At 69.4% G+C, this 21,709-nt stretch carries 21 protein-coding genes; 5 read left to right on the forward strand and 16 right to left on the reverse strand.

From position 1 onward, the window contains the following. Positions 1–22: 22 nt before the first annotated feature. Positions 23–871, reverse strand: a complete 849-nt coding sequence (locus OC550_RS13980) for an ABC transporter permease (protein WP_262106505.1) — start codon at positions 869–871, stop codon at positions 23–25. Continuing rightward, entirely contained in the window at positions 868–1,710 is an 843-nt protein-coding gene (locus OC550_RS13985) for an ABC transporter ATP-binding protein (RefSeq protein ID WP_262106506.1), read from the reverse strand. Before OC550_RS13985 ends, OC550_RS13980 begins: the two co-directional genes overlap by 4 nt. A 244-nt stretch (positions 1,711–1,954) precedes the next feature. On the opposite strand from OC550_RS13985, the gene OC550_RS13990 reads away from it, so the two are divergent. Next, on the forward strand, positions 1,955–2,752 hold the full coding sequence (locus OC550_RS13990; protein ID WP_262106507.1) for an IclR family transcriptional regulator: 798 nt from the start codon (positions 1,955–1,957) through the stop codon (positions 2,750–2,752). Here the strand turns inward: OC550_RS13990 and OC550_RS13995 are convergent. From OC550_RS13995 to OC550_RS14015, 5 genes are read right to left on the reverse strand one after another with little or no spacing between them, the layout of a single operon-like run. Continuing rightward, complete coding sequence (locus tag OC550_RS13995) at positions 2,749–3,744, reverse strand: glycerate kinase (RefSeq protein WP_262106508.1); 996 nt, start codon at positions 3,742–3,744, stop codon at positions 2,749–2,751. The genes OC550_RS13990 and OC550_RS13995 overlap by 4 nt on opposite strands. Further along, positions 3,741–4,730, reverse strand: coding sequence for a D-glycerate dehydrogenase (locus OC550_RS14000; protein ID WP_262106509.1), 990 nt, complete (start codon positions 4,728–4,730; stop codon positions 3,741–3,743). Before OC550_RS14000 ends, OC550_RS13995 begins: the two co-directional genes overlap by 4 nt. 2 nt (positions 4,731–4,732) lie before the next feature. After that, entirely contained in the window at positions 4,733–5,695 is a 963-nt protein-coding gene (locus OC550_RS14005; RefSeq protein WP_262106510.1) for a hydroxymethylglutaryl-CoA lyase, read from the reverse strand. After that, positions 5,692–6,942, reverse strand: a complete 1,251-nt coding sequence (locus tag OC550_RS14010) for a CaiB/BaiF CoA-transferase family protein (protein ID WP_262106511.1) — start codon at positions 6,940–6,942, stop codon at positions 5,692–5,694. The genes OC550_RS14005 and OC550_RS14010 overlap by 4 nt, the downstream gene beginning before the upstream one ends. Positions 6,943–6,969: 27 nt before the next feature. Beyond that, entirely contained in the window at positions 6,970–8,427 is a 1,458-nt protein-coding gene (locus OC550_RS14015) for a GntP family permease (protein WP_262106512.1), read from the reverse strand. Positions 8,428–8,603: 176 nt separating this feature from the next. On the opposite strand from OC550_RS14015, the gene OC550_RS14020 reads away from it, so the two are divergent. Next, positions 8,604–9,182: a hemerythrin domain-containing protein gene (locus OC550_RS14020; protein ID WP_262106513.1), complete on the forward strand. Its 579-nt coding sequence runs from the start codon at positions 8,604–8,606 to the stop codon at positions 9,180–9,182. Between the two features lie 9 nt (positions 9,183–9,191). Here the strand turns inward: OC550_RS14020 and OC550_RS14025 are convergent, their stop codons facing one another. The 7 genes from OC550_RS14025 to OC550_RS14055 form a co-directional block, all read right to left on the reverse strand. Next, the gene (locus tag OC550_RS14025) at positions 9,192–10,307 is read right to left on the reverse strand and encodes a DNA alkylation repair protein (RefSeq protein ID WP_262106514.1); all 1,116 of its coding nucleotides are present in this window, start codon (positions 10,305–10,307) and stop codon (positions 9,192–9,194) included. A 71-nt stretch (positions 10,308–10,378) separates the two neighbouring features. Continuing rightward, a complete protein-coding gene (locus OC550_RS14030; protein WP_262106515.1) occupies positions 10,379–11,131 on the reverse strand; it encodes a nuclear transport factor 2 family protein in 753 nt (250 codons plus the stop codon). A 156-nt stretch (positions 11,132–11,287) separates the two neighbouring features. Next, positions 11,288–11,746, reverse strand: a complete 459-nt coding sequence (locus tag OC550_RS14035; protein ID WP_262106516.1) for a TetR family transcriptional regulator — start codon at positions 11,744–11,746, stop codon at positions 11,288–11,290. A gap of 260 nt (positions 11,747–12,006) precedes the next feature. Next, a complete protein-coding gene (locus tag OC550_RS14040) occupies positions 12,007–12,660 on the reverse strand; it encodes a DUF998 domain-containing protein (RefSeq protein WP_262106517.1) in 654 nt (217 codons plus the stop codon). Between the two features lie 271 nt (positions 12,661–12,931). Next, the gene (locus OC550_RS14045) at positions 12,932–13,378 is read right to left on the reverse strand and encodes a DUF5956 family protein (RefSeq protein ID WP_262106518.1); all 447 of its coding nucleotides are present in this window, start codon (positions 13,376–13,378) and stop codon (positions 12,932–12,934) included. A gap of 52 nt (positions 13,379–13,430) precedes the next feature. After that, on the reverse strand, positions 13,431–14,534 hold the full coding sequence (locus OC550_RS14050) for an MBL fold metallo-hydrolase (protein WP_262106519.1): 1,104 nt from the start codon (positions 14,532–14,534) through the stop codon (positions 13,431–13,433). 117 nt (positions 14,535–14,651) lie between these two features. Continuing rightward, complete coding sequence (locus OC550_RS14055; RefSeq protein ID WP_262106520.1) at positions 14,652–15,668, reverse strand: alpha/beta hydrolase; 1,017 nt, start codon at positions 15,666–15,668, stop codon at positions 14,652–14,654. A 246-nt stretch (positions 15,669–15,914) separates the two neighbouring features. On the opposite strand from OC550_RS14055, the gene OC550_RS14060 reads away from it, so the two are divergent. The 3 genes from OC550_RS14060 (at position 15,915) to OC550_RS14070 (ending at position 19,405) form a co-directional block, all read left to right on the forward strand. After that, positions 15,915–17,030 carry an NAD(P)-dependent alcohol dehydrogenase gene (locus OC550_RS14060; protein ID WP_262106521.1) on the forward strand — a complete coding sequence of 372 codons (1,116 nt, stop codon included), beginning with the start codon at positions 15,915–15,917 and terminating at the stop codon, positions 17,028–17,030. Between the two features lie 40 nt (positions 17,031–17,070). Continuing rightward, a complete protein-coding gene (locus OC550_RS14065; RefSeq protein ID WP_262106522.1) occupies positions 17,071–18,528 on the forward strand; it encodes a benzaldehyde dehydrogenase in 1,458 nt (485 codons plus the stop codon). A 598-nt stretch (positions 18,529–19,126) separates the two neighbouring features. After that, positions 19,127–19,405 carry a YciI family protein gene (locus tag OC550_RS14070; RefSeq protein WP_262106523.1) on the forward strand — a complete coding sequence of 93 codons (279 nt, stop codon included), beginning with the start codon at positions 19,127–19,129 and terminating at the stop codon, positions 19,403–19,405. Between the two features lie 24 nt (positions 19,406–19,429). Here the strand turns inward: OC550_RS14070 and OC550_RS14075 are convergent, their stop codons facing one another. Together OC550_RS14075 and OC550_RS14080 are read right to left on the reverse strand one after the other, a co-directional pair. Further along, positions 19,430–20,584, reverse strand: a complete 1,155-nt coding sequence (locus OC550_RS14075) for a DUF4232 domain-containing protein (RefSeq protein WP_262106524.1) — start codon at positions 20,582–20,584, stop codon at positions 19,430–19,432. A gap of 74 nt (positions 20,585–20,658) precedes the next feature. Then, positions 20,659–21,627 (reverse strand): GNAT family N-acetyltransferase, encoded by a 969-nt coding sequence (locus OC550_RS14080; RefSeq protein ID WP_262106525.1) that lies wholly within the window; start codon positions 21,625–21,627, stop codon positions 20,659–20,661. Positions 21,628–21,709 lie beyond the last annotated feature (82 nt).

A 21,709-nucleotide genomic window follows, 5' to 3' on the forward strand; every position in this document is an offset into this window, starting at 1 on the left:
GTGGTCGGGGATGCAGGAGTGGTCAGGAAGACTGGACCGGGCGCCACCGGAGCAGGTGCTTCTCCAGGCGGTTGACCAGCAGGTCGATGATCAGCACCACGATCATGAGGATGAACATGCCCGCGAAGACGCCCTGGGTGTCGAAGACGCCCTGGGCCTGGGCAATCGCATAGCCCACGCCGGCCGAGGCGCCGAGGTATTCGCCGACCACCGCGCCGGTGATGGCGAAGCCGACGCTGATGTGCAGGCTCGAGAAGATCCAGGTCAGCGCGCTGGGAATGAAGACGTGGCGCAGCAGCTGCTTCTCCGAGGCGCCGAGCATCCGGGCATTGTCCACCAGCACGCGGTCCACGTTCTTCACGCCTTCGAGGGTGTTGAAGAAGACGATGAAGAACACCAGCGTGAAGCCGAAGGCTACCTTCGACCAGATGCCGAGGCCGAACCAGAGCAGGAAGATCGGCGCCAGCACCACGCGCGGCAGCGCGTTGAACATCTGCAGGAACGGGTCGAAGAGCCGCTCCAGGAAGCGCACCCGCGCGAGCAGGAAGCCCAGGAACAGCCCCGCGGCGGCACCTACCGCGAAGGCCAGCAGCGCTTCCTGCAGGGTGATCCACAGGTGCGGGAAGACGTAGCCGGTGGAGATCCAGGACCAGACCGTGGCGAGGATGTCAGAGGGCAGCGGGAAAAAGAACTCGTCGATGATGCCGGCGCGGCCGAGGAGTTCCCACGCGCCGAGCACGACGGCGGCCAAAACCAGCTGGTACACCCGCATGAGGCCGTCGGAGGTACCGTTGCTCCGCCGCGCGCGGGCGGCGGCGGTGCCCTGGCCGGGGGCGGGCTTGAGGGCCTTTCGGCCATTCAGGACGGTCACGCCACTTCACCTTCTTCCGCACGTGCGGCCTCGTAGGTCTTGGAAACTTCGATCTTCAGCCGGCCCCAGATTTCGCGGTGCATCTCCACGAACCGGGGATCGTCCCGAATGTCGAGCAGGTCACGGGGGCGCGGGATGGTGATCTCGTAATTGCCGACGACGGTGCTCCCCGGCCCTGCGCCGAGGATCACCACCTCGTCGGAGAGCGCGATCGCCTCGTCCAGGTCGTGCGTGATGAAGACAACAGCCTTGCCCGATTCCTGCCACAGCGCCAGCAGCTCGTTCTCCATGATCTGGCGCGTCTGCACGTCCAGCGCGGAAAACGGCTCGTCCATCAGGAGGATGTCGGGGTTGACGATCCAAGCCTGGGCCACCGCGGTGCGCTTGCGCATCCCGCCGCTGAGCTGGTGCGGATACCGGTCCGCGAAATTCTTCAGGCCGACCTTCTCCAGCCAGCGCCGCGCCTCGGAGTACGCTTCGGCCTTGCCGACTCCGGCCATGGTCAGCCCGAGGCTGACGTTATCGATCACGGTCTTCCACGGCAGCAGGGCGTCCTGCTGGAACATGTAGGAGGCGCGGCGGTTGACCCCGTTGACGGGCGAGCCGAAGCTGCTGACCGATCCGGTGGACGGCGTGAGCAGGCCGGCGGCCATGTTCAGGATCGTCGACTTGCCGGACCCGGTCGGCCCGACGATCGAGACGAACCGGCCCGGCTCGACCTTCAGGTCGATGTCCCGCACCGCGAAATAGGTGCCGCCGCCCGGCGTCGTGAATTGCTTGGTGCAGCCCTGCAGCTCCACCGCATACTGCGTCGGCGCTCCTGCCGAAGATAGCGTCATGATCTCTCCCGAGCCCCCAAGGACTCACGTTTTAGTTCAGGTTGAAGCGGCCGAAAAACCGCCTTCAGAGCTGCACCGGTCGGCGCCGGTCCGCGGCTCCGCAAGCAAACCTTGTGGGTTCACATTGTGGGATTGCCGCCATAATGTGGACTCATGCTAACAGTAAGCTTCGTCACATTCCAAGCCCGCCGCCGTCGTCCGTTACATGTTGCCGCACCGGTCCCCCGGGGCTAGCCTGACTGCCATGCCAGCCCCGCAAACCCCAGCCAAGACGGGAAACAACCCGCTGCTTGTGCTCGCCAAGATCAGCGCCATTTTGGACGCCTTTTCGCTCACTCGGCCCGTGCTGACGCTGGCCGGCATCCGCGAGGTGACCGGGATGCCGACCTCCACCGTGCAGCGGCTGGTCACCAACCTGACCGCCCAGGGGTTCCTGGACCGGGAGGACGACGCCTACCGGATTGGCCTGAAGATGGCGTACTGGGCGGCCCCGGCGACGCGGGGCAAGGAGATCCTCGACGTGCTCAACCCGCTCCTGAAGGACCTGCGCGACGCCACCGGCGAGACCGCGTGCTTCTTCAAGGCCGAACAGCGCTACCGCGTCTGCGTCGGGATCGCCGAGACGCGGCACGCGCTGCGGCGGGAAATGCACCTGGGCAAGATCATGCCGCTGCACGCCGGTTCCGCCGGCCGCGTGCTGCTCGCGTGGGACGCCGAACTGCTGGACCGGGTCCTGAAACAGCCGCTGGAATCTATTACGGAATCCACCATCACCAGCTCCGAGGACCTGCAGGCCGTGGTCAAGCAGACCCGCACCGACGGCTTCGCCATCACCACCGACGAGCGCGAGACCGGCGCCTCCGGCCTGTCGGCGCCGGTCTTCGACTCCTCGGCCGGCCTGGTCGGCGCGGTCACCATCTCCGGGCCGACGCTGCGGATGCCGCGCGAGGTGTGCGAGGGCTGGGTGGAGACCCTGCTCCAGACCGCGGAGCGGATGACCCGGATCATCGGCGGCCGCTTCCCCGGCGAAGCCGCCTCCTAGCGGTTCACCGCGGGGACCTTGGCGACGGCGGCAATCGCCTCGCCCGCGCGGCGCATGGCGGGACGGTCGGTGGCGATCAGCACGTCGGCGAAGTTGCTCCGGTAGCCACCCAGGTCCTCGGCGACCGAGCCGACCACGGCGAAGACCGGGATGTTCCGGCCGGACCCGGCCACGCGGCGCAGGATAGCGGAGATAATCTTGCCCTCGCCGGTCTGCGAATCCAGCCGGCCCTCGCCCACCGCTACCGCAGCGGCCGCCGCCAGCGCCTCGTCGAAGCCCACGGCATCCAGCACGGCGTCCGCACCGGAGACCAGCTCCGCGCCGAAGTTCGCCCAGAGCCCGCCGGCGAATCCGCCCGCGGCCCCGGTACGCGCAATCCCGCACGGGTTCCGGGGATAGCCGGCGGCCAGGGTCCGCAGCCGCTCCTCCAGGCGTTCTACGGTGGCCGGGTCCGCGCCCTTCTGCGGCCCGAAGACCCGGGCCGCGTCCTCGAACGGCGTCGTGACGTCGGAGAGGACGGTCAGCGCGGCGCCCCGCAGGCCGCCCGCTTCCTGGATCGCCCGGACCGCGCCGGCTCCGCCGTCCGTCGTGGCCGAGCCGCCGGCCGCCACTAGGATGCGGGTGGCGCCGTGCCGCACCGCCGCGGCGATCATCATGCCGGTGCCGTAGGTGCTCGCGCTGACGGGATCCCGGTCGCCGGCATGCGGCAGCGCGATTCCGCTGGCCTGCGCCAACTCGACGATGGCGGTGCCGTCCGCGGTCAATCCGATCTCCGCCGCGGCGGGGGCGCCCCAGGGATTGAGCACCTCGACCGGGACCGGCCGCGCCAGCATCCCGCGGCACAAGGCCGCGTAGGTGCCCTCGCCGCCGTCCGCCACTGGCAGCTGCACGGCCGCCTCGCCTCCTGCTGCCACGCCCTCGGCCACGGCGGCGGCGACCTGCTCCGCGGTGTAGGTCCCCTTGAAGCTGTCCGGCGCTACCAGGACCGTCATGCCCGTGCCTCCGGGTTCACCGGGTGGGGCGGCAGCGAGCCTTCGGCCATGGCGACGGCGTTGAGGGCGCTGAGCCGGGCCATCTCCGCGCGGACGGGAACTGTGGCGCTGCCGATGTGCGGGAGCAGCACCGTGTTGGGCAGTTCCGCCAGCCCGGGCGCCAGCCGCGGTTCGTCTTCGAAGACGTCCAGGCCGGCTCCGGCGATCACCCCGGTGCGCAGGGCCTCGACCAGGGCGGCTTCGTCCACGATGGGCCCGCGGGCGGTGTTGACGAGGATGGCGCCGGGCTTCATCCGGGCCAGCACGTCCGCGTCGACCAGGTGCCGGGTCTGCTCGTTCAGCGGCACGTGGATGGAGAGGAAATCGCTGCACTCGACCAGCTCGTCCCAGCCGACCTGGCGGACCCCGCCGGCGAACTCGCCGAGCTCTTCGTCGCTGACCGGGCGGTCGCCCGGCGGCCGCGGCGCGAAAACCACCTCCATGCCGAAGCCCAGGGCCCGCCGCGCGGTGGCCCGGGCAATGCGGCCGAAGCCCGCCAGCCCCAGCACCCGGCCGGAGACATCCGAGCCGAGCATCAGTTCCGGCTCCCAGCCGTGGAAGCCGCCCTCGCGCACCAACCGGTCCGCCTCCACCACGCGGCGGGCGGTGCCGAGGATGAGCAGCAGGGCGATGTCCGCGGTCGCATCGGTCAGCACGCCAGGCGTGTTCCCGACCAGGATGCCGTGCGCCGTGGCGGCCTCGACGTCGATGTTGTTGTAACCCACGGCGTAGTTGGACACCCCGCGGATCTGCGCCCGCGCCAGCAGCGGCCCGTCCACCACGTCCCGCAGCTGGGTGAGTACGACGTCGAAATCGCCCGAGGCGCACAGCTCGGCGAGCGTTTGGTAGTCCGGAGGTTCGGGCAGCACCGTGACGTCGCCGGCGGCCTCGAGCAGCTGCATCCCCGGCTGGGGAATCGCCGTCGTCACCAGGAACCTGGCTCCCATGTTCAGTTGCTCCTGTCGCAGGCGGGTTCGGGGCTGCCGGCGATGACCCATTCGAACGCCTTCGCCTTAGACCGGGCGCCCTGCGCGGACTTGGACCGGTTCGGCTCGCCGAGTTCGGCCAGCAGCTTCTCCGACAGCTCAACCATGGCGCCGAAGTTTTCCGGGGTCAGCCACTCGGGCCGCGTGGCGAACAGGATGTCCTCCGACGACGTGTTGCCGCTGGCACCCGGGGCGAACGGGCAGCCGCCGAGCCCGCCGAGGGCCCCGTCCACCAGCTGCGCCCCGGCCGAAATCGCGGCCAGCGTGTTGGCCACTCCCAGTCCCCAGGTGTCGTGGCCGTGGTAGACGATCCGCCGCGCCGGGGATTCCTCCCCGACCCGCCGGATCAGCGACGACACCTGGGCCGGCACCGCCTGTCCCAAGGTGTCGCAGATGACGATGTCGCAGGTGCCCTCGGCGCGCGGATCATTGGCGATCGCCAGCACGCGGTCCTCGGGGACCTGCCCTTCGAAGGGGCAGGTGAAGGACGTGGCGATGCACAGCTGGATCCGCCCGCCGACGGCCCGCGCATACTCGACCGCCTGCGGCAGGGCCGCCAGGCTGGCCTCGGTGCTGCGGCCGATGTTGGCCTGGTTGTGCGAGTCCGACGCGGAGAAGCAGTACTGGAAGTTGCGTGCTCCGGCGGCCGCGGCCTTGGCCACGTGGCCCGGGGTCGCCACCCAAATCCAGCAGCGCTCCAGCTCCTGGGGAGTCAGCTGGTCCACCACCTCGAGGGTGTTGGCCATCGGCGGCACCAGGTGCGCCCGGGCCATCGATCCGAGCTCGATCTCCGGCACGCCGAGGCGCACCAGTTCGCGCACGATTTCCACCTTCCGTGCGGTGGAGAGCATCTTGCCGGTCAGCTGCAGGCCGTCCCGCAGGGTCACGTCGCGCAGGCCCGCGCGGGGTTCCAAGGTGAAGCTCATCCCTGCAGTGCCTCCTCGCGGCCGGCGGCCGCATCGATTTCCTTCGCATCCATGCCCAGCAGACCGCCGAGCACCTCGTCCGTATGCTCGCCCAAGTCCGGCCCCAGGTTGCGGATCGGCAGCGACTCGCCGCCGATCACCGGCACCACGCCCGGGAAGCCCACGTCGTGCAGCATTTCGTCGCCGGTGGAGACGTCGAACTTCTGGACCATCTTGCGGGCGGCGTACTGCTCGTCGTCGACGATATCGGCCGCGGTGTAGATGGGGCCGGCGGGAACCCCGGCGGCGTCCAAGGCTTCCAGCGCTTCGGCGGTGGTCCGTCCCGCGGCCCACTCCCCGATCGCCGCGTCCAGCTCCTCCCGGCGGGCCCAGCGCCCGTCGTTGGACTGCAGGCCCGGGTCGATGCCGAGGTCGGGCCGGCCGATGGTATCCATGTAGCGCTTGTAGATTCCGTCCCCGTTGCCGGCCACCACGATGCTGCCGCCGTCCGCGCAGACATAGGCGTTCGACGGCGCAATGCCCTCCATTCGTCCGCCGACCCGTTCGCGGCGGACTCCGTAGCCCTCGTAGTCCGGGACCAGCGACTCCATCATCGAGAACATGGCCTCGTGCAGCGCCACGTCGACCACCCGCTCGCGCAACGGAACCGCCGAAGTCCCCTGCCGCCGTCGTCCTTCCCGCTGGAACAGGCTCATCACGGAACCGAACGCCGCATAGAGCCCGGCGATCGAGTCCCCGATGGACACGCCCACGCGCACCGGCGCCCGGTCCGGATCGCCCACCAGGTTGCGGAAGCCGCTGTAGGCCTCCGCCACCGCGGCGAAGCCCGGCCGCTCGGACAGCGGGCCGGTCTGCCCGAAGGCCGAAATCCGCGTGATCACCAGCTCCGGATTGGCCTCGTTCAGCACCTCGGGGCCCAGCCCCCACTTCTCCAGCGTGCCCGGGCGGAAGTTCTCCAGCAGGATGTCGCACTCGGCGACCAGCGCCAGCACCGCCTTGCGGCCGGCCTCCGTGCGCAGGTCCAGCACCACCGACTTCTTGTTCCGGTTGATCGTCCGGTACAGCATGGACGTCTTGCCCTGGTAGAGCCGCCAGTTGCGCAGCTCGTCGCCGGTGCCCGGCCGCTCCACCTTGATCACCTCGGCGCCGAAGTCGGCCAGCAGCCGCCCGGCCGTCGGCGCCGCAATGTAATTGCCCAGCTCCAGCACGCGCACGCCCGCGAGCGGCGCAATCTCGTTCTCAGTCATCATCTTCCTTTGGTACTCGGGTCGGGCTCAGAAGAACAGGCTCATGGGCAGGATCAGCAGTATGGCGACGACGGACGCCACCGAGACGCCGACGGTCACCGACTTCAGCGCGCCGCGGACGCTCTGGCCCAGCAGCGACTGCAGCAGCCAGAAGGTGTTGCTGGTGACGTGCACCATGAACAGCGAACCGGCGCCCGCGGCGAGCGCGATCAGCACCGGGTCGATGCCGAGCGCGGGGGCGATCGGCGCCAGCAGGCCCGCCGCCGTGATGGCGGACAGCGTGACGCTTCCGACGGCGATGTGCAGCACGGCGGCGATGCCCCACACTACGAGCAGCGGCGCGACGGTGCTGGCGGAGAAGAAGCCGCCGAGGATGTCGCCGAGGCCGGCGGCGGCGACCGTGGCCGCGAGCGAGCCGCCCACCCCGGTCAGGATCAGGATCTGCCCGCTCTCCTTGAAGCCCGTGGTGATGGCGTTCTCCACCCGCGCCTGGCCGACCGTGAAGCGGCCCACCACGCCGGTGCCGATCAGGCCGATCAGCAGCGCGATCACCGGGTTGCCGAGCAGCTGCAGCCAGGCGATCTCCAGCTCGAGGATCTCCACGACGGCGCCCGCAGCGATCAGCAGCAGCGCAGTCAGCAGCGGGGCGAAGAGCACCAACAGGGGCGCTTCCTTCTCCTCGGGACGCTCCGCGACGGCCACCGCCGCCGGCACCGGCTCAAGTTCTTCGGCACCGGAACCGCCCGTCGGGGAGGTTGCCGTGCCGGACGCCGCACGGCCGGCCGGTGTTGCGCCGGCGGAACCGGCGTCGGAGGGGCCGCCGTCGTCCTCGACGAAGGTCGAATCCTCGTCCTTGGCTTCATTCCAGAAGCCCTTGTGGAACAGGAAGGACATGATCGCGATCGAGATGATGATCGTCGGGATGATCAGCATCAGGCCGAAGATCATCATCTTCCCCAGCGGCACGCCGAGCAGGCCGGCCAGCGCCAGGGCTGCGACCCCGGGGACCATGAAGACGATGCCGCACTCAAGCGCGATCGCCATCGCCGTGGCCATCCGGGCCGTGCCCAGCTTGCCGATCCTCGGTGCCAGCCGCCGGGCCAGCGGCGCCGAAATCACCAGCAGCACGTCCAGGAAGATGGACTGCAGCGCGGTCCCGATGGCCAGACCCATGGTGTACGGCAGGCGCTTGGGTCCGAAGACCCGCAGCAGGTGCTCCACGAGGCGGCGGATGGCGCCGGTCTCGTTGAGAATGGAGCCCATCAGCACGCCGAAGGCGATCAGCAGGCCGACCTCCACCATGATCTCGCCGAACCCGCCGGTGATCGTCTCCACCGTCTTGGTCACGCCCAGCCCTGTGGAGAGGCCGAGGTAGACGGAACCGATAACCAGCGAGATGACGGGATTGACCCTGAACCTGACAATCAACACCACGGTGGCGAGCACGGCCACCCCGGTGTTGATCAAAACAGCAATGTCGGACATAGCAGGAATTCCAATCGGACGGGCCCTCAGCGGTGAAGGCTTCGGCAAATGAAGTCGGCGATGAAAAGGTGTGACTGCGGCCACAAGACTGGAACCCATATTATGGGATTCAGCTCACATTGCAAGCCCAAGGGAAGGCCCGTCGGCTCTGGACGCGCCGCACTGGTGCTGGAAGCATGGGGACGTACGCCGCCGGAGCCATCGAAGGGAACGCGGGCATGGTCAATGAGAGCAAGGACGCAACGGGCGATCGGCACGCCCAGGCCGCCGTAGAACAGCACCACGCACAGATGCTCCAGAGGATGAAGCACCTGACGGACCTCCTCGCCGGCGCCGTGCAGGAACGCGATGCCTCGGCCGCGCATGACGCCAAGAACACGCTGGTGGAGTGGTGCGAGAACGAACTGCTGCCGCATGCCCTCGCCGAGGAGAAGTTCCTCTATGCGATGGCCCGGGAGCGTCCCGAGGCCTCGATGCTGGTCACCGGCATGCTGGTGGAGCACCGCACCATCGTGAACACCCTCGAGGAGCTGCGCAGCCTGTCCGATGTCCGCGCGGCCGCCGTCGCCACCGCCCTGGAGCGGCTCTTCGCGCTGCACCTGGAGAAGGAGAACCAACTCCTGCTGCCGTTCATCGTCGAGCAGCCGGACCTTTCCCTGGTCGCGGCGGTGCAGGGCCTGCACGAGCTGACCGGCGAGCTCCAGGCCGAGGGCAGCGGCCATTCGCATACCACCACGGAGACCAGGCTGGACTGACCGCGGACGTCAGCTAACGACGTCGAACTCCGCCTTGGCAGATAGGGTTCCGTTCGCCTGGACCTGGAGCTGGTGCCGACCGGGGTAGTGGACCCGCGTGGTCATCTGCCGGAAGGCGTGGGTCTTGCGCAGTTGCCTGGACTCCCCCGCCGCCAGCTCCGCTACCGCCAGCTTGAACACTTTCGGCGCGAGCAATCCGTTGGCCTTCAGGTAATGGACCACGTAGTCAATCGCCACGCGCGCCGGCTCGCCGGAGTCATTCGTGACAACGACGCCGAAGCCGAGTTCCCCGGGCAGGTGCACGGTGCCGCGGTCCAGTTCCGGAACCGAGACCGAGACGCCGCCGGAGGTGAAGCCGAGTACGGCCAGCGCGCCGGGGTGGGCCTTCTTCACCAGGGTCCGCAGCCCGTGCCGGACCACCCACGCGGTGTGCTGGCCGGGATCCGCGCTCCAGCGTCCGGCCGCCGCCACGACCTCGTCCGGCGCATGCCGGGCCACGTCGTTCAGGTGGTTCGCCACCGAACGCCTGACGTACTCGGATTCGTCCCGGTGCAGCGCGTCCAGGAGCGGGATCGTTGCGCCGGGTCTGGCGATGATCTCCGGGACGCGCACGGCCCAGGGCAGGTAGGGCCGGGTTCCCTCGCTTGCCAGCCGGCGCACGTGCCCGTCCGGATGAAGTGTCCAGTCCGCGATGATGGCCAGCGCGCGGTCCAGATCCTCGATGAGCAGGCGCCGGATGGCGAACTCGCCGGTGAGCCGCGGCGTCAGCTCCGCCAGCAGCGCCAGCGCGTCGTCGAAGGAGCGACGCCTCCCGTCCTGCAGCGCCAGGGTCACCGCCGCCTCGCTGACCGGCCAGATCGGCCAGCCGCTGAACTCCGGATCCCGCAGCGCGGCCCGGAAGATGGCAGCCGCCCGCTCGTAGCCCGCCCCGTGTCCGCGGCCGCCATCCAGATCGGACAGGAGCGCGCCCGCCAGCAGGTCCGCGCGCGCCCGCAGCGCGAGCGGTTCGAGCCGTTCCGCCGCCGCGGCCAGGGCCGGCCAGTCACGCTGGTCCGCTGCCCGGGCGAGGACACCGCGCAGGTCCGCGACGGCCGGCGGCCCCAGCAGGTCATTCATCACGCCCATCGAGGGCCCTCCGGATCTCCAGGCAACGCTTCGTCATCCAGAGTAGGCGGCCCCGCCGACAATCTCGCGGCTCAGAAGAACCCGTTGCCGTGCGGCATCTCGAACGGCACCGGCTGGATCACGTCCCAGTGCTCCACGATCAGGCTGTCTTCCACGCGCCACAGTTCGTACAGCGCCACCGGCACGCCGAACTCGCCCTCGGACACGGTCAGGACGAAGTTTCCCTGGCCGACGATCCGGTGGATCATCCGGTGCGTCAGCGGGCGGCCCTGGGTCGCCCAGACCGCCAGCGCGGCTTCGATGCCTTCCAGTCCGTCGCCGGCCTCGGGATTGTGCTGGGCGAGGTCGCGGGCGACGTAGTTCTCCACGACCGCGTAGTCCCGCTCCATCAGCACCTTCTGCGCGAACTCGCTCACGAGGGCCTTGTTGGCGAGCGTCTTGTCCAGGTCGGTGACCGCGGTCGGACCGTCCACCTGGGAGTGTCCGCTGACGGAGTCCTGGGCCAGCGGCGCCAGCACCTCCCAGTGCTCGGCCAGCCGGTCCCCGACCACGCGGAAGACGTTGAACGCGACCATCGGCGTCGGTCCGAGGCCGTGGTAGACGCAGTGGATGACCACCATGTCGCCGTCCTCGAGGATGCGCAGCGGTTCGAACCGGAACTCCAGCGGCAGGTGCCCGACGAAGGCCCGCAACGCCTCCGGCCCGTCCGGCGCCAGCGGCGAATGCTGGCGGTAGTCCGGCGCGTAGTAGCGGTCCACGGCGGCGGGATCGCGGTTGACGAAAAGCTCCGTTCCGGCTGAGCGGACGACGTCTGCACTGGTCATGACAGCACTCCCGAAAGAAGCGGGCCAACCGATAATTAGCTCAGACTACCGCCGGGAGGGCCGCTCAGGAAGGGCCGGAAGCACCGGATTTTCCGGCTCGCGGCCCGGTCTCATCGCCGTGCCGGCGCGGGGCGTCAGCGCCCTTCCGTGCGGGCATCAGCGCCGTGCCGCTTGGGCTTCCAGCTCCTCCAGCTGGCTGTCCGTCAGGTAGGTCATGCCGGTCAGGATGTCGGTGATCTTCCGGCGTTCCTCGGGGCTGAACCGGGTGTCGTCGAGAATGTCGCTGACCCACAGCCCGTCCATCGCCAGCCGCACAATGATGCCGATGATTCCCGCCGGGTCCTGCGGATCCAGGTCCATCCGGTCCAGCCGACGGTTCAGGTAGATGAGCGCCTCCGCGAGGTTCGGCCGCCCGATCGCCGTGGCCAGCAGGCCGGCCTGGTCGCGGTCGCTGTTGGCGCGGGCGTCGGAGAAGGCCTTGATGTACGCCCGTTCCTCGGCTCCCGCGGGCTCCGGATCCGCCTCGGCGGTCCGGCCCAGCTGGTGCACCAGCTCCGTGATCATCGATTCGACGTCCTCTTCGATTTCTTCGAGGGGCGCCCCCGGCCTGAACATTGTTCCTCCAGCTCTTCGGCATTGGTCCGTCAACGAGGCCAGTGTAGCCAACACCGACGGCGCCCAGGGAAAGCCCCCGGAAAGCCGCGACCACCCAGTCGAAGGTCACGCACGCGATCGCCCAGCTCTCCGGCGCGAACTCGTGGCCGCCGCCGGCCACGTGCTGATGCTGCCGGCCATGGCCGCCGCGATGCTGCTGCGCCGGCACGAGTACACCCACGCGCACCCGGCCACCACTGACCCGGGCTGCCCCGCGCCCGCTACAGCGCGCGAGTAACGGGCCGCCGGATAGCGGCACAGACAGCGAATGCCCAGCCGAGGATTCCAACCAGGCAGATCCGCTCCGCCAAGCCAAGCAGCTCCGGGGCAAGGGCGATGGCCAGGCCCAGGGACGCGAGGCCGGCGCCGGCCAGCAGGGTGAAGGCCAATGCGGCGGGGTACGCGGTGCGAAGCTGCGGGCTGGTCCGGATCCACAGCGTCAACGAGACGAAGGCCGCCATCGCGGCGAGGAACCCTAATCCCGAGACATACAGGTGAATGGCTCCTTCAACGGTGGAAATCCGCGGGACGGACGTGCCCGCGTCATGAACATCCGTCGAGAAGAAGGCCAGAACGCCCGAGCACACGCCTCCGACGGCCAGGAGTCCGGTGCCCGTCCGCCGCAGGCCCGATGCCGGTCCCGTGCCGTTCACGGCCGCGATCAGGCAGAAAGTCATGGCCGCCCGGCCGAGGAAATTCAGGTTCATGATCCAGCCGAAGGGCCCCACGGCGAGGTTGCTCTCGGCGTCGCTGATGGGATTGTAGTGCGGCGGCAGCAGGTGAAGGACAACGTCCACCACGGCATAAATCACGGCACCGGCCATGGCCACCGCAGCGTAGCGGGTTCTGCGTGCCGTTGATGGCTGCGGTGTCATGCGCCCAGCATTCCACGGCGCGGTCCGGCGTCGTAATACAGGTCCGCGGGTAAGGACGGGAGCGGACATACGAAATGGCCCGAAGTCAGGCCTCCCCAAGCCAACTCACTTCAAGCCATTTCGTCGGGCCGCGATTCTCGGGTGTTGCCACCCCGGCCGTTACCGGCCGCCCCCAAGGAAGACGCTGCAACCACTTTCAGTCTGGCCGCCTATAGAGCGTTTGACCACTGCCGAAAGACCCTAGTAATCGGTTCTGGGGTGGTCTATTGAATCAGTCCCGCCCGTAGAGACGGTCGAGGATGTCCTCCATGACGGGGACGATGTCGGCAGGATGGACCGCCCCGGGGGCGGCCTCCGCGATGCCGCGGTTAATCTCCCGCGACAGTTGCTCTTCGGAGGCAACGCCGGGAGGCAGCCGCATCAGCCAGACGAAACCGCGCGGCGGTACGGGCGCGCCAGCGTCCCTCAGATAGTCCTCGATGCCCTCGTCGACGGCCTGCCGGTCCTGGGCGGTGAACGGCTCCATCCGTGTCCGTGTCACTCCGTCGGTCTCGATCGTGACCCGCACCTCCCGGCCGGTGTCGTCAACGGGAAGCTTGCGCACATTTTCGGTGCCGGCGGCCCAAGCCGCGAGCATGTCCCAACCCGTCTCGGGCACCTCGACCCACTCACCGCTTCGGGCGCCATCCGGGACCTCATCCCAGTCAGTCGGACTCATCGCCCAACCCCTGCCAATGGCGCACGGCCTCCTCCATCCGCGCTGGTTCCGGTTACTCCGCCGCCGAGGTCCGGAAACCGGACGCCGCCGTCACCGGCACACCCGGCACACCCGGCACGCCCGGCTCGTCCGGCACCGCGGGAAGCCCGGGGACGCCGGAGTGAAGTCCCGACGTCGCGAGGTACTGGATGTGCGCTGCCGTCTCGCTCAGCGCTATCCGGAGCTGGAAGCCGCCGAGCGAGTCCCAGCCGCGGGACCAGCCGATCCGGCCGGCCACGGTGTAGACCGTCGGATCCGTTTGGGCGGCGAGGGCGGCGAGGACCTCGTCCAGCCGCTCCATCGAGTGCGCGCGCAGGGCACGGGCGCGGCGGCCGATGCCCTTGAACCGGTACTCGTGGGCCGGCAGCACCTCGTGGTCCTCCGCCTCCGCGGTGCGCTCGAGCGACGTCAGGTAGCTGCGCAGCGGATCGGGGTGCTCGTGCGGAACCAGCGAGACGTTCGGCGTGATGCGCGGGAGGATGTGGTCGCCGCTGAGCACCAGCCGGGCGGCATCGTCCCAGAGCATCAGGTGCCCGGGCGTGTGCCCCGGCGTCGCCTCCGTCCGCAGGATACGGCTCCCGACCGGCAGTTCCTCGCCGCCGTCCAGCACCCGGTCTACCGCCGCCTCCTCGCGGATCCGTTCGAAGGCGAGCCGCGGCAGCAGCACCTCCGCCAGCTGCTCCTCGGGCACGCCCCAGCTCCGGTACTGCAGCAGGTCTGCCTCGAGCGCCTCGGCGGGCTCGCCGTAGCCGCGCAGGACGTCGCGGTCCCGCCGCCCCACCGCCACCCACGTGCCGGCGGCATCGGCCAGCCGCCGCGCCATCCCCAGATGGTCGGTGTGGTAGTGCGTCGCGAAGACCCCGGTCACTCCGGAGATCCCGGGGCCGATCCGCTCCAGCGCGGCGGCCAGCTGCGCATAACCCTCATCCGAGTCGAAGCCCGGATCGATGACCAGGCAGTCGCCGCCGTCGACCATTACATAGCTCAGCGTGTAGCGCATCGGATTGTTCGGGAAGACCACCGGAACGGACCACAGCCCGCCGTCCAGCCGCTCGACCGGCGGCAGCCGCTTGTCCATCCACGCCTGCCGCTGCAGGGTGCCCGTAATCTCGATCATGCACGCGACGCTACCAGCGCGCGCAGCCCCGGCTGGCACCCGGATCGAACATTGTGGCACCAGGCCGCAGGGGGCGGCCGGCCTCAGAGCCCGCCGGCCCGTCCCCACCAGACCGCGTCAGCCGGTCCGGCGGCGGAGGAACTCCACGCTGAGCCGCAGCACCTGCCACGCCGCCTCTTGGCGCAGGTCGAACTGGTACTGGTGACCCAGCCCCTTCTCCGCCCGGGGGAAGAACTCCTCCACCTCGGCGCCCTTCGCCTTGAGCGCAGCCACCAGCCCCAGGGAGTGCGGCAGCAGCGGGTCGGCGTCGCCGGCGGAGACGAACGCCGGCGGGAACCTGCCGTCCACGTGCTGGGCGACCGATGCCAGCGCTATGTACGGCCGCTCCAGGTAGTCCCTGGCCCCGGTGTAGGACCACAGCACGGTGCGCAGATAGTTCTGGTTTCCGGCCCCGCTGGCCCCCGCCAGCGACAAGTCGTAGGCCCCGCTGTGCAGCAGTACGGCGCGCAGCTTCCCGGCGCCGATGGGCGACGCAATGCCCAGCTTCCCGGCATAGTCCGCGTCGGCGACCACCAGGGCCAACTGCGCCGCGATCTGCGCGCCGGCCGAGTCCCCGGCCAGCACGATGCGTTCCGTGTCGATATGCAGCCGGTCGGCGTGGCGCTCGAGGTAGCGCAGCGCCGCGGCACTCTGGCGGACCGGGGCCGGATAGCGCCGCGTGTGGGCCAGCGAATAATCGACGCCCACGGCGGTGAACCCGTAGGAGGCCAGGATCCGCAGGTAATTGGCGACGTCGTTCTTGTTGCCCGAGATCCAGGCGCCTCCGTGGATCCAGACCACTGTGGGTAGGCGCAGCGACTCCGCCGCCGCCTTCTCCGGAAAGAACACGTCCAGGCACGTGTGGACCCGGTGGCCCAGGTAGCGCTGGTCCAGCAGTTCCGCGATCCCGTCCGGCACGTGCCGCGCCATCGCCTGGGCGGTGCGCCGCCCGTCCCGGTCGGAAAGGGCCCGCAGCAGGACCGCCAGCGGACGCGGGCTGAAGCGCAGCCAGAGCAACAGGCCCCCGGCCAGTGTCGCCAGGACAGAGGCGGCCGCGGCGGCGGCCCACAGTGTCCGCCGGTAACCGACCCGCATGGCTGCCTCCTTGGGCTAGGAAACAATGGTCCGCCTCCGCGTCCTGCCGGGCAAGCAAACAACGACGGCGGTTCCATGCGCGTGTTCGGCATCGTCACCATGGGGCGGGGGTTCTGGCTTCCACGGGGATTGTCAGGAAGGATGACCGCGGAAGCCAGTTCCACGGGCAACTGCCGGCGGTCTTTGACTGGGCGCAGCTAAAGGGAAATGATTGACATATCAACAAACAGGAGTGAGGAGCTTGGATTGAAGATCAATGCGCTGGTAGTCGAGGGCAAGGACGCCCCGTTTGTCCGCGAGGAGCTCGAGCTGGATGCTCCCGGGCCGGGCGAGGTGCTGGTGAAGGTCGCCGCCGTCGGGCTCTGCCACACCGACCTGATCACCCAGGCCGGCGACATGCCGCTGCCGCTGCCGGGCGTGCTGGGCCACGAGGGTGCCGGCGTCGTGGAGGCCGTCGGGCCGGACGTGACCAGCGTGGCCCCGGGCGACCACGTCATCATGGGCTGGCCGTACTGCGGCGAATGCACGAACTGTCTGCGCGGCGAGCACCGGTACTGCCTGCGCCTGGGCGAGGCGCTGGTCAGCGGCGCGCGGTTCAAGGGACCGGACGCCGGCAAGTCGGCGTACACCCGCGCCGACGGCAGCAAGATCTCCGGCCATTTCTTCGGCCAGTCCTCGTTCGCCGACTACTCGCTGGCCCTGGCCTCGTCGCTGGTCAAGGTTGACCAGGACATCCCGCTGGAGCTCGTCGGGCCGCTGGCCTGCGGCATCACCACCGGCGCCGGTGCCGTGTTCAACACCGCCAAGCCCGAGCCCGGCCAGTCGCTCGTGGTGTACGGGGCCGGCGCCGTCGGCCTCGCCGCCGTCATGGCCGCGAAGAACACGCCGGCCGCCACCATCATCGCCATCGACCTGCACGATTCGCGGCTGGAACTGGCCCGCGAATTCGGCGCAACGCACACCATCAACTCCGGGAAGGCCAACGCCCTGGAGGAGATCCAGCGGATCTGCGGCGGTCCCGCCGACTACGTGCTGGAGTGCACCGGCAACATCAAGGTGCTGGAGGAGGCCGCCGAGGCGGTCGGCATGCTGGGCACCCTGATCCTGATCGGCGGAGCCCCGGCCGAGGCGCGCTTCTCCGTGGACCACCTGCGCACACTGTGGGGCAAGCGGATCATCGGCACGCTCGGCGGCTCCACCACCTCCCAGCAGCTCATCCCCGGACTGATCGCGCTCTACAAGGCCGGGCGCTTCCCCTTCAACAAGCTGGTCAAGTACTACGGTTTCGACGAAATCGACCAGGCCGTCGCGGATTCCACCTCCGGCGGCACCATCAAGGCCGTGCTCAAAACCGCCGGCTAGCTCCAGACCCAACCAGCAAAAACCACCCGAAAGGACGGATATGTCCCTGCTTGAAACCTCCCTCTGGGAGGGCAAGATCTACGTCAACGGCTGGCGCGAGGGCGGCAGCGGCGCCGCGGACAGCATCGAACCGGCCACCGGAGACGTGCTGGGCCGCTACGGCGTGGCCTCGGTCGAGGACGTCAAGGAGGCGGCCGCCGCAGCCTCCGCCGCGCAGAAGGAGTGGGCCGCCCGCAAGCCCGAGGAACGCGCCGCCGTACTGCGCCGCGCCGGCCAGCTCTGGGAAGAGCACGCCGAGGAAATCCAGTCCTGGCTCGTCCGCGAATCCGGCGGCATCGGCCCCAAGGCAGGGCTGGAGACCCACATCGCCGCCAACGAATGCTACGAAGCCTCCGCACTGCCGTCGCTGCCGGCCGGCGACGTGCTCACCACTAACGAGAACCGCTGGTCCTTTGCCCGCCGCCGCCCGGTCGGCGTCGTCTCCGTGATCGCGCCGTTCAACTTCCCGCTGATCCTCTCGATCCGCGCCGTCGCGCCGGCCCTCGCACTGGGCAACGCCGTGTTGCTCAAGCCGGACCCCCGGACCGCGGTCAGCGGCGGCGTCACCCTGATGCGCATCTTCGAGGAAGCCGGCCTGCCCGCCGGGCTGCTGGCCCTGCTGCCGGGCGGCGCGGACATCGGTGCCGCCGTCGTCGAAGCCCCCGAAGTACGCGTGATCGCCTTCACCGGCTCCACCGCCGCCGGCCGCAAGATCGGCGAATCAGCGGCCCGCAACCTCAAGCGCGTGCACCTGGAACTCGGCGGCAACAATGCCATGATCGTGCTGCCCGGCGCGGATCTGGCCAAGGCCGCCTCCGCCGCCGCCTTCGGCTCCTTCATGCACCAGGGCCAGGTCTGCATGACCACCGGCCGGCACATCGTCCACGAAGACATCTACGAGGACTACGTCGCGGCGCTGGCCGAGAAGGCGAAGAACCTGCCCGTCGGCGACCCGAAGACCGGCACCGTCGCCATCGGCCCGATCATCGACGAGCACCAGCTCAAGCGCATCGACTCGATCGTCCAGGACGCCGTCTCCGCCGGCGCCCGGCTCGCTGCCGGCGGCACCAACAACGGCCCGTTCTACCAGCCCACCGTGCTGGCCGACCTCGACCGGTCCAACGCCGCCTGGAAGGACGAAATCTTCGGCCCCGTCGCCCCGGTGACCAAGTTCGCCACCATCGACGAAGCCGTGGAACTGGCCAACAACAACGAGTATGGCCTCTCCCTGTCCATCCTCGGCGACGTCGGCCTGGCCATGCAGATCGCCGACAGCGTCGACTCCGGCAAGGTCCACATCAACGAGCAGACCGTCTCCGACGAAGCCAACTCCCCCTTCGGCGGCACAAAGAACTCCGGCAACGGCTCGCGCATCGGCGGCCACCAGGCCAACATGGAGTCCTTCACCGAACTCCAGTGGCTCACCGTGCGCCCGGAAATCGCCGAGTACCCCTTCTAGCCACCACTGCAAATTCCGACGGCGGTGCGGTGCGGCTGGGAGCCGCACCGCACCGTCGTCGTTCTTGCCGCGCCACTACTCGCCGGGTCCTCATGGACGAGGACGCGAAGCACCACGGCAATTCCTTTCAAGCAATGACGACGGGGCAACAAAGACTGGGGTGCGCCAATTACCCGGTTCTTCACCAACCCGGCGAGAGCAGAAGAGACCATGGAACTGGCGCTGGGGTCAAGCAGCCGGCTTCAGCGCTCACGCCGCGCTCTCTCAGGTTCTCCCAAGGTCCCGATGCTACGTTGACGGTCCCCTATCAGTGAGTGGTAGGACGACCGGCCGGTTGCCTCTTCGCGGACTGCAGCCGGCCGCGTCGTGCCGGTGACTACGCTTAGAACCGGTCCGGCGAACAGGGTCAGACGTGCTGATCCACAAGGACGGGGTTGCCGTCCGGATCCAGCACCATAAAGCTCGCCGGTCCCGTGGTGTCCTCGTCGGCCTCCGCCAGAAATGATCCCACTTTCGGGCGGCCGAACCGACGGAGCCCGTTTTCGGCAGCATCGGCTAGGTCTCCTGCCCCTGCACCGGCGCCGGTAGGATCGCCCACATGGAATTCGTCGAGATGTACAGCATCAGGGACGGCGTCGACCGCTCGCGCATCCTTGAGACGTTCCCCCGCCACAAGGCCTTCTACGAGGCATTCCAGGCCGACGGCGGCGGGCTCGTCGCGCTCGGTCCGTTCCAAACCACCGACCCTGCTGGTGCATCGATGGGTATCTTCACCACACACGAGGACGCCGAGCGATTCATCGCCGGTGACCCGTTCATCACCGAGGGGCTGGCAGAACCGCGGATCCTTGAGTGGGACGCCGTGCGGTTCGAATAGGCGAATCCCGGTATTCCCCGAACCCTAGGCGCCGTCGGCATGCCAAGCGGTCACCGCGACCGCGCCGCCGTTGACGATGTCGAGGACCAGCGACAGCTTTTCGCGCCCGGTTCCCGCATACGGCGCCACCAGCACGGCGCCGGCCCGGACGTCACCCGCGGCGGCCATTGCGTTCCAGCCGAGCAGGGCACGGGCCGAGCCTCCGGGCGGGAGCGTGAGCGGCTCCAGCCCGGGATCGTCCGTCATGAAGGTCCCGCCGCGGAACACCAGCACGCTCATCGCGGAGCCGCCCTCGTCGTCGAATGCGATGTCCGGGTAGCGGGCCAGCAGGCAGTCGGCGTCGCCCGTATTCGTGATCCGCAGTTCCTGGGCGCGGTGTCCCGTGGCGGCATCCCCGCCACCCAGTACGACGGCGGTGTCCCCGCCGGTGCACCACGGCTCACCAGAGGGATTGGGTGATTCCGGCGCGCCATCCTCCACCGCCATGGACACCTCCGGGGACCCGTAGACCACCGGTTCCGGGAGCGGCTCGGCCACCGGAGGCTCCGGGGCTTCCGCCCGGTTTGCCGCCTGCGCCAGCGGGAACGCCGCCACGAGCAGCACGCCGAAAAGCACGGCCGGCAGCGGACGCAGCCACCGGGCCCGCCCGCCTTCCGGGGCGGCCGCAGCGTTACCCCAGGCCTTGGCCGCCAGCACGGCCGGTATCCAGCCCCACAGCAGGCCCCAGTAGGTAGCGGTCGCGACGGCCGGAGCCACCGGAGTCACCAGGTCGAGCAGACGCAGCGGCGGCCAGTAGGCGGCTATACCGCCCAGCACCATCAGTCCCCCGGCCAGCGCCGCCGCGAGCAGCACCACGAACCACAGGGCCAACACCAGCAGGCCGCGGCGTTGCGGTCCGGCGGCCGACAGCACCAGCGGAGCCAGCGCGAACGCCAAGGCGCCGGCCGCCAGGGTCGAAACGACGACGCCCAGCACCGGCCAGGGACCTGCAGAGGACGCCAGCCAGCCCGGAATCGTCCCGGGGAAGACCAGCCCGACGGCGCCCATCGGCACGGGCAGCCCGAGACCGGCGACCAGGGCGTAGGCAGTCGTCGTCAACAGCCACACTGCGGCGGTTATCGCCCCGAAGACCAGCGCCGGACGAAGGGCAGGAGGCGCCGCGCGCCGGGAGTCAGTCACGGGCCAAGCCTAGCCGCGCAGCGGAAGCTCGCTCGCCGAGATACCACCTGCTACAGCGGTCCGTGACCGGGAGGTCAGCGCCAGTCGTCGATCACGTACGCGTCGGGGTGGCTGTAGCCGGGCTCGTTGGGCCGGTGCATGGTCACGCCCTGCAACCCGGTCCGGAAACCACGGTTGACCAGGCGCTGATAGGCGTCGGGGCGACCCAGGCTCATCCCGGCGTCGAGCCGGCCCAGTCCGCGTTCGGCGGCCAGTTGATCGCAGGCGTCGAGAAGGCGCTCGAATCTGTCTCCCGCCTCCCGGCCGGGCCGCACGGCGCCGAACTTGATAAAGCATACGTCCGTGCCCGCTTCCGATCCGGGCCCGCAGTGACAGACAGCCAGCCCGTCCAGCCCAGAGCCCCCCGGCATCAGGACGGCGTCACCGATTCCCTGCGCCTGCGCGGCCACAATCTCGCGTTGCAGGTCCAGGCCCTCGTATACGTCGTCCGTCAGGGCGCGACACGCACTGAGGTACTCGGGCCGCTCCGCGTCGGACAACCCGGCATACGTCAACGGCGTCGGGACCGAGTCACTGGCCTCCACCTGCTTGCTCATGACCGCGGTCAGGAACCGGGGCCAGAAGCCGTACCGGCGATAGAGCTCGAGGTGTTTTGGACTGTGCGCGAAGGTGAACAGGCCGACGTGCCTGTTTCCCCAGGTCTCGAAGCAGCCCATGACGGGCTCCATCAGGCTCTTGCCGACGCCCTGGTCCCACAGGTCCGGACGCACGGTCAACGGCCCGAAGAAGCCGACGCTGCCCCAATTGGTGGCGAAGTTGGATCCGGCGAGCTCGCCGTCGACCGTCGCGGCGAAGGTTGCGTGCGGATCGGCGGCGAAGCGAGTACGGACATAGTCGGCCGTCCCGAACAGATCCGGGACCCCGAGGAACGTCCCGAACGCCGTCCTGAAGATCTCGTCGGCGCGGTCGAGGTCCGCCGCAGCCAGCGGGCCGACCGAGACCCGGCCCTCGAGACTCCTTCTTCGGGGTTCCTGCGCGGTCATGAGTTTCTCCCTCCGCGACTTCTTCTCGCACCCGGCCACCGATTGCAGCCGCGTCGCGATGCCACTCCGACGAACCCGGGAG

This window comes from Arthrobacter sp. Marseille-P9274 (assembly GCF_946892675.1).
In the GTDB taxonomy this organism is placed as follows: domain Bacteria; phylum Actinomycetota; class Actinomycetes; order Actinomycetales; family Micrococcaceae; genus Crystallibacter.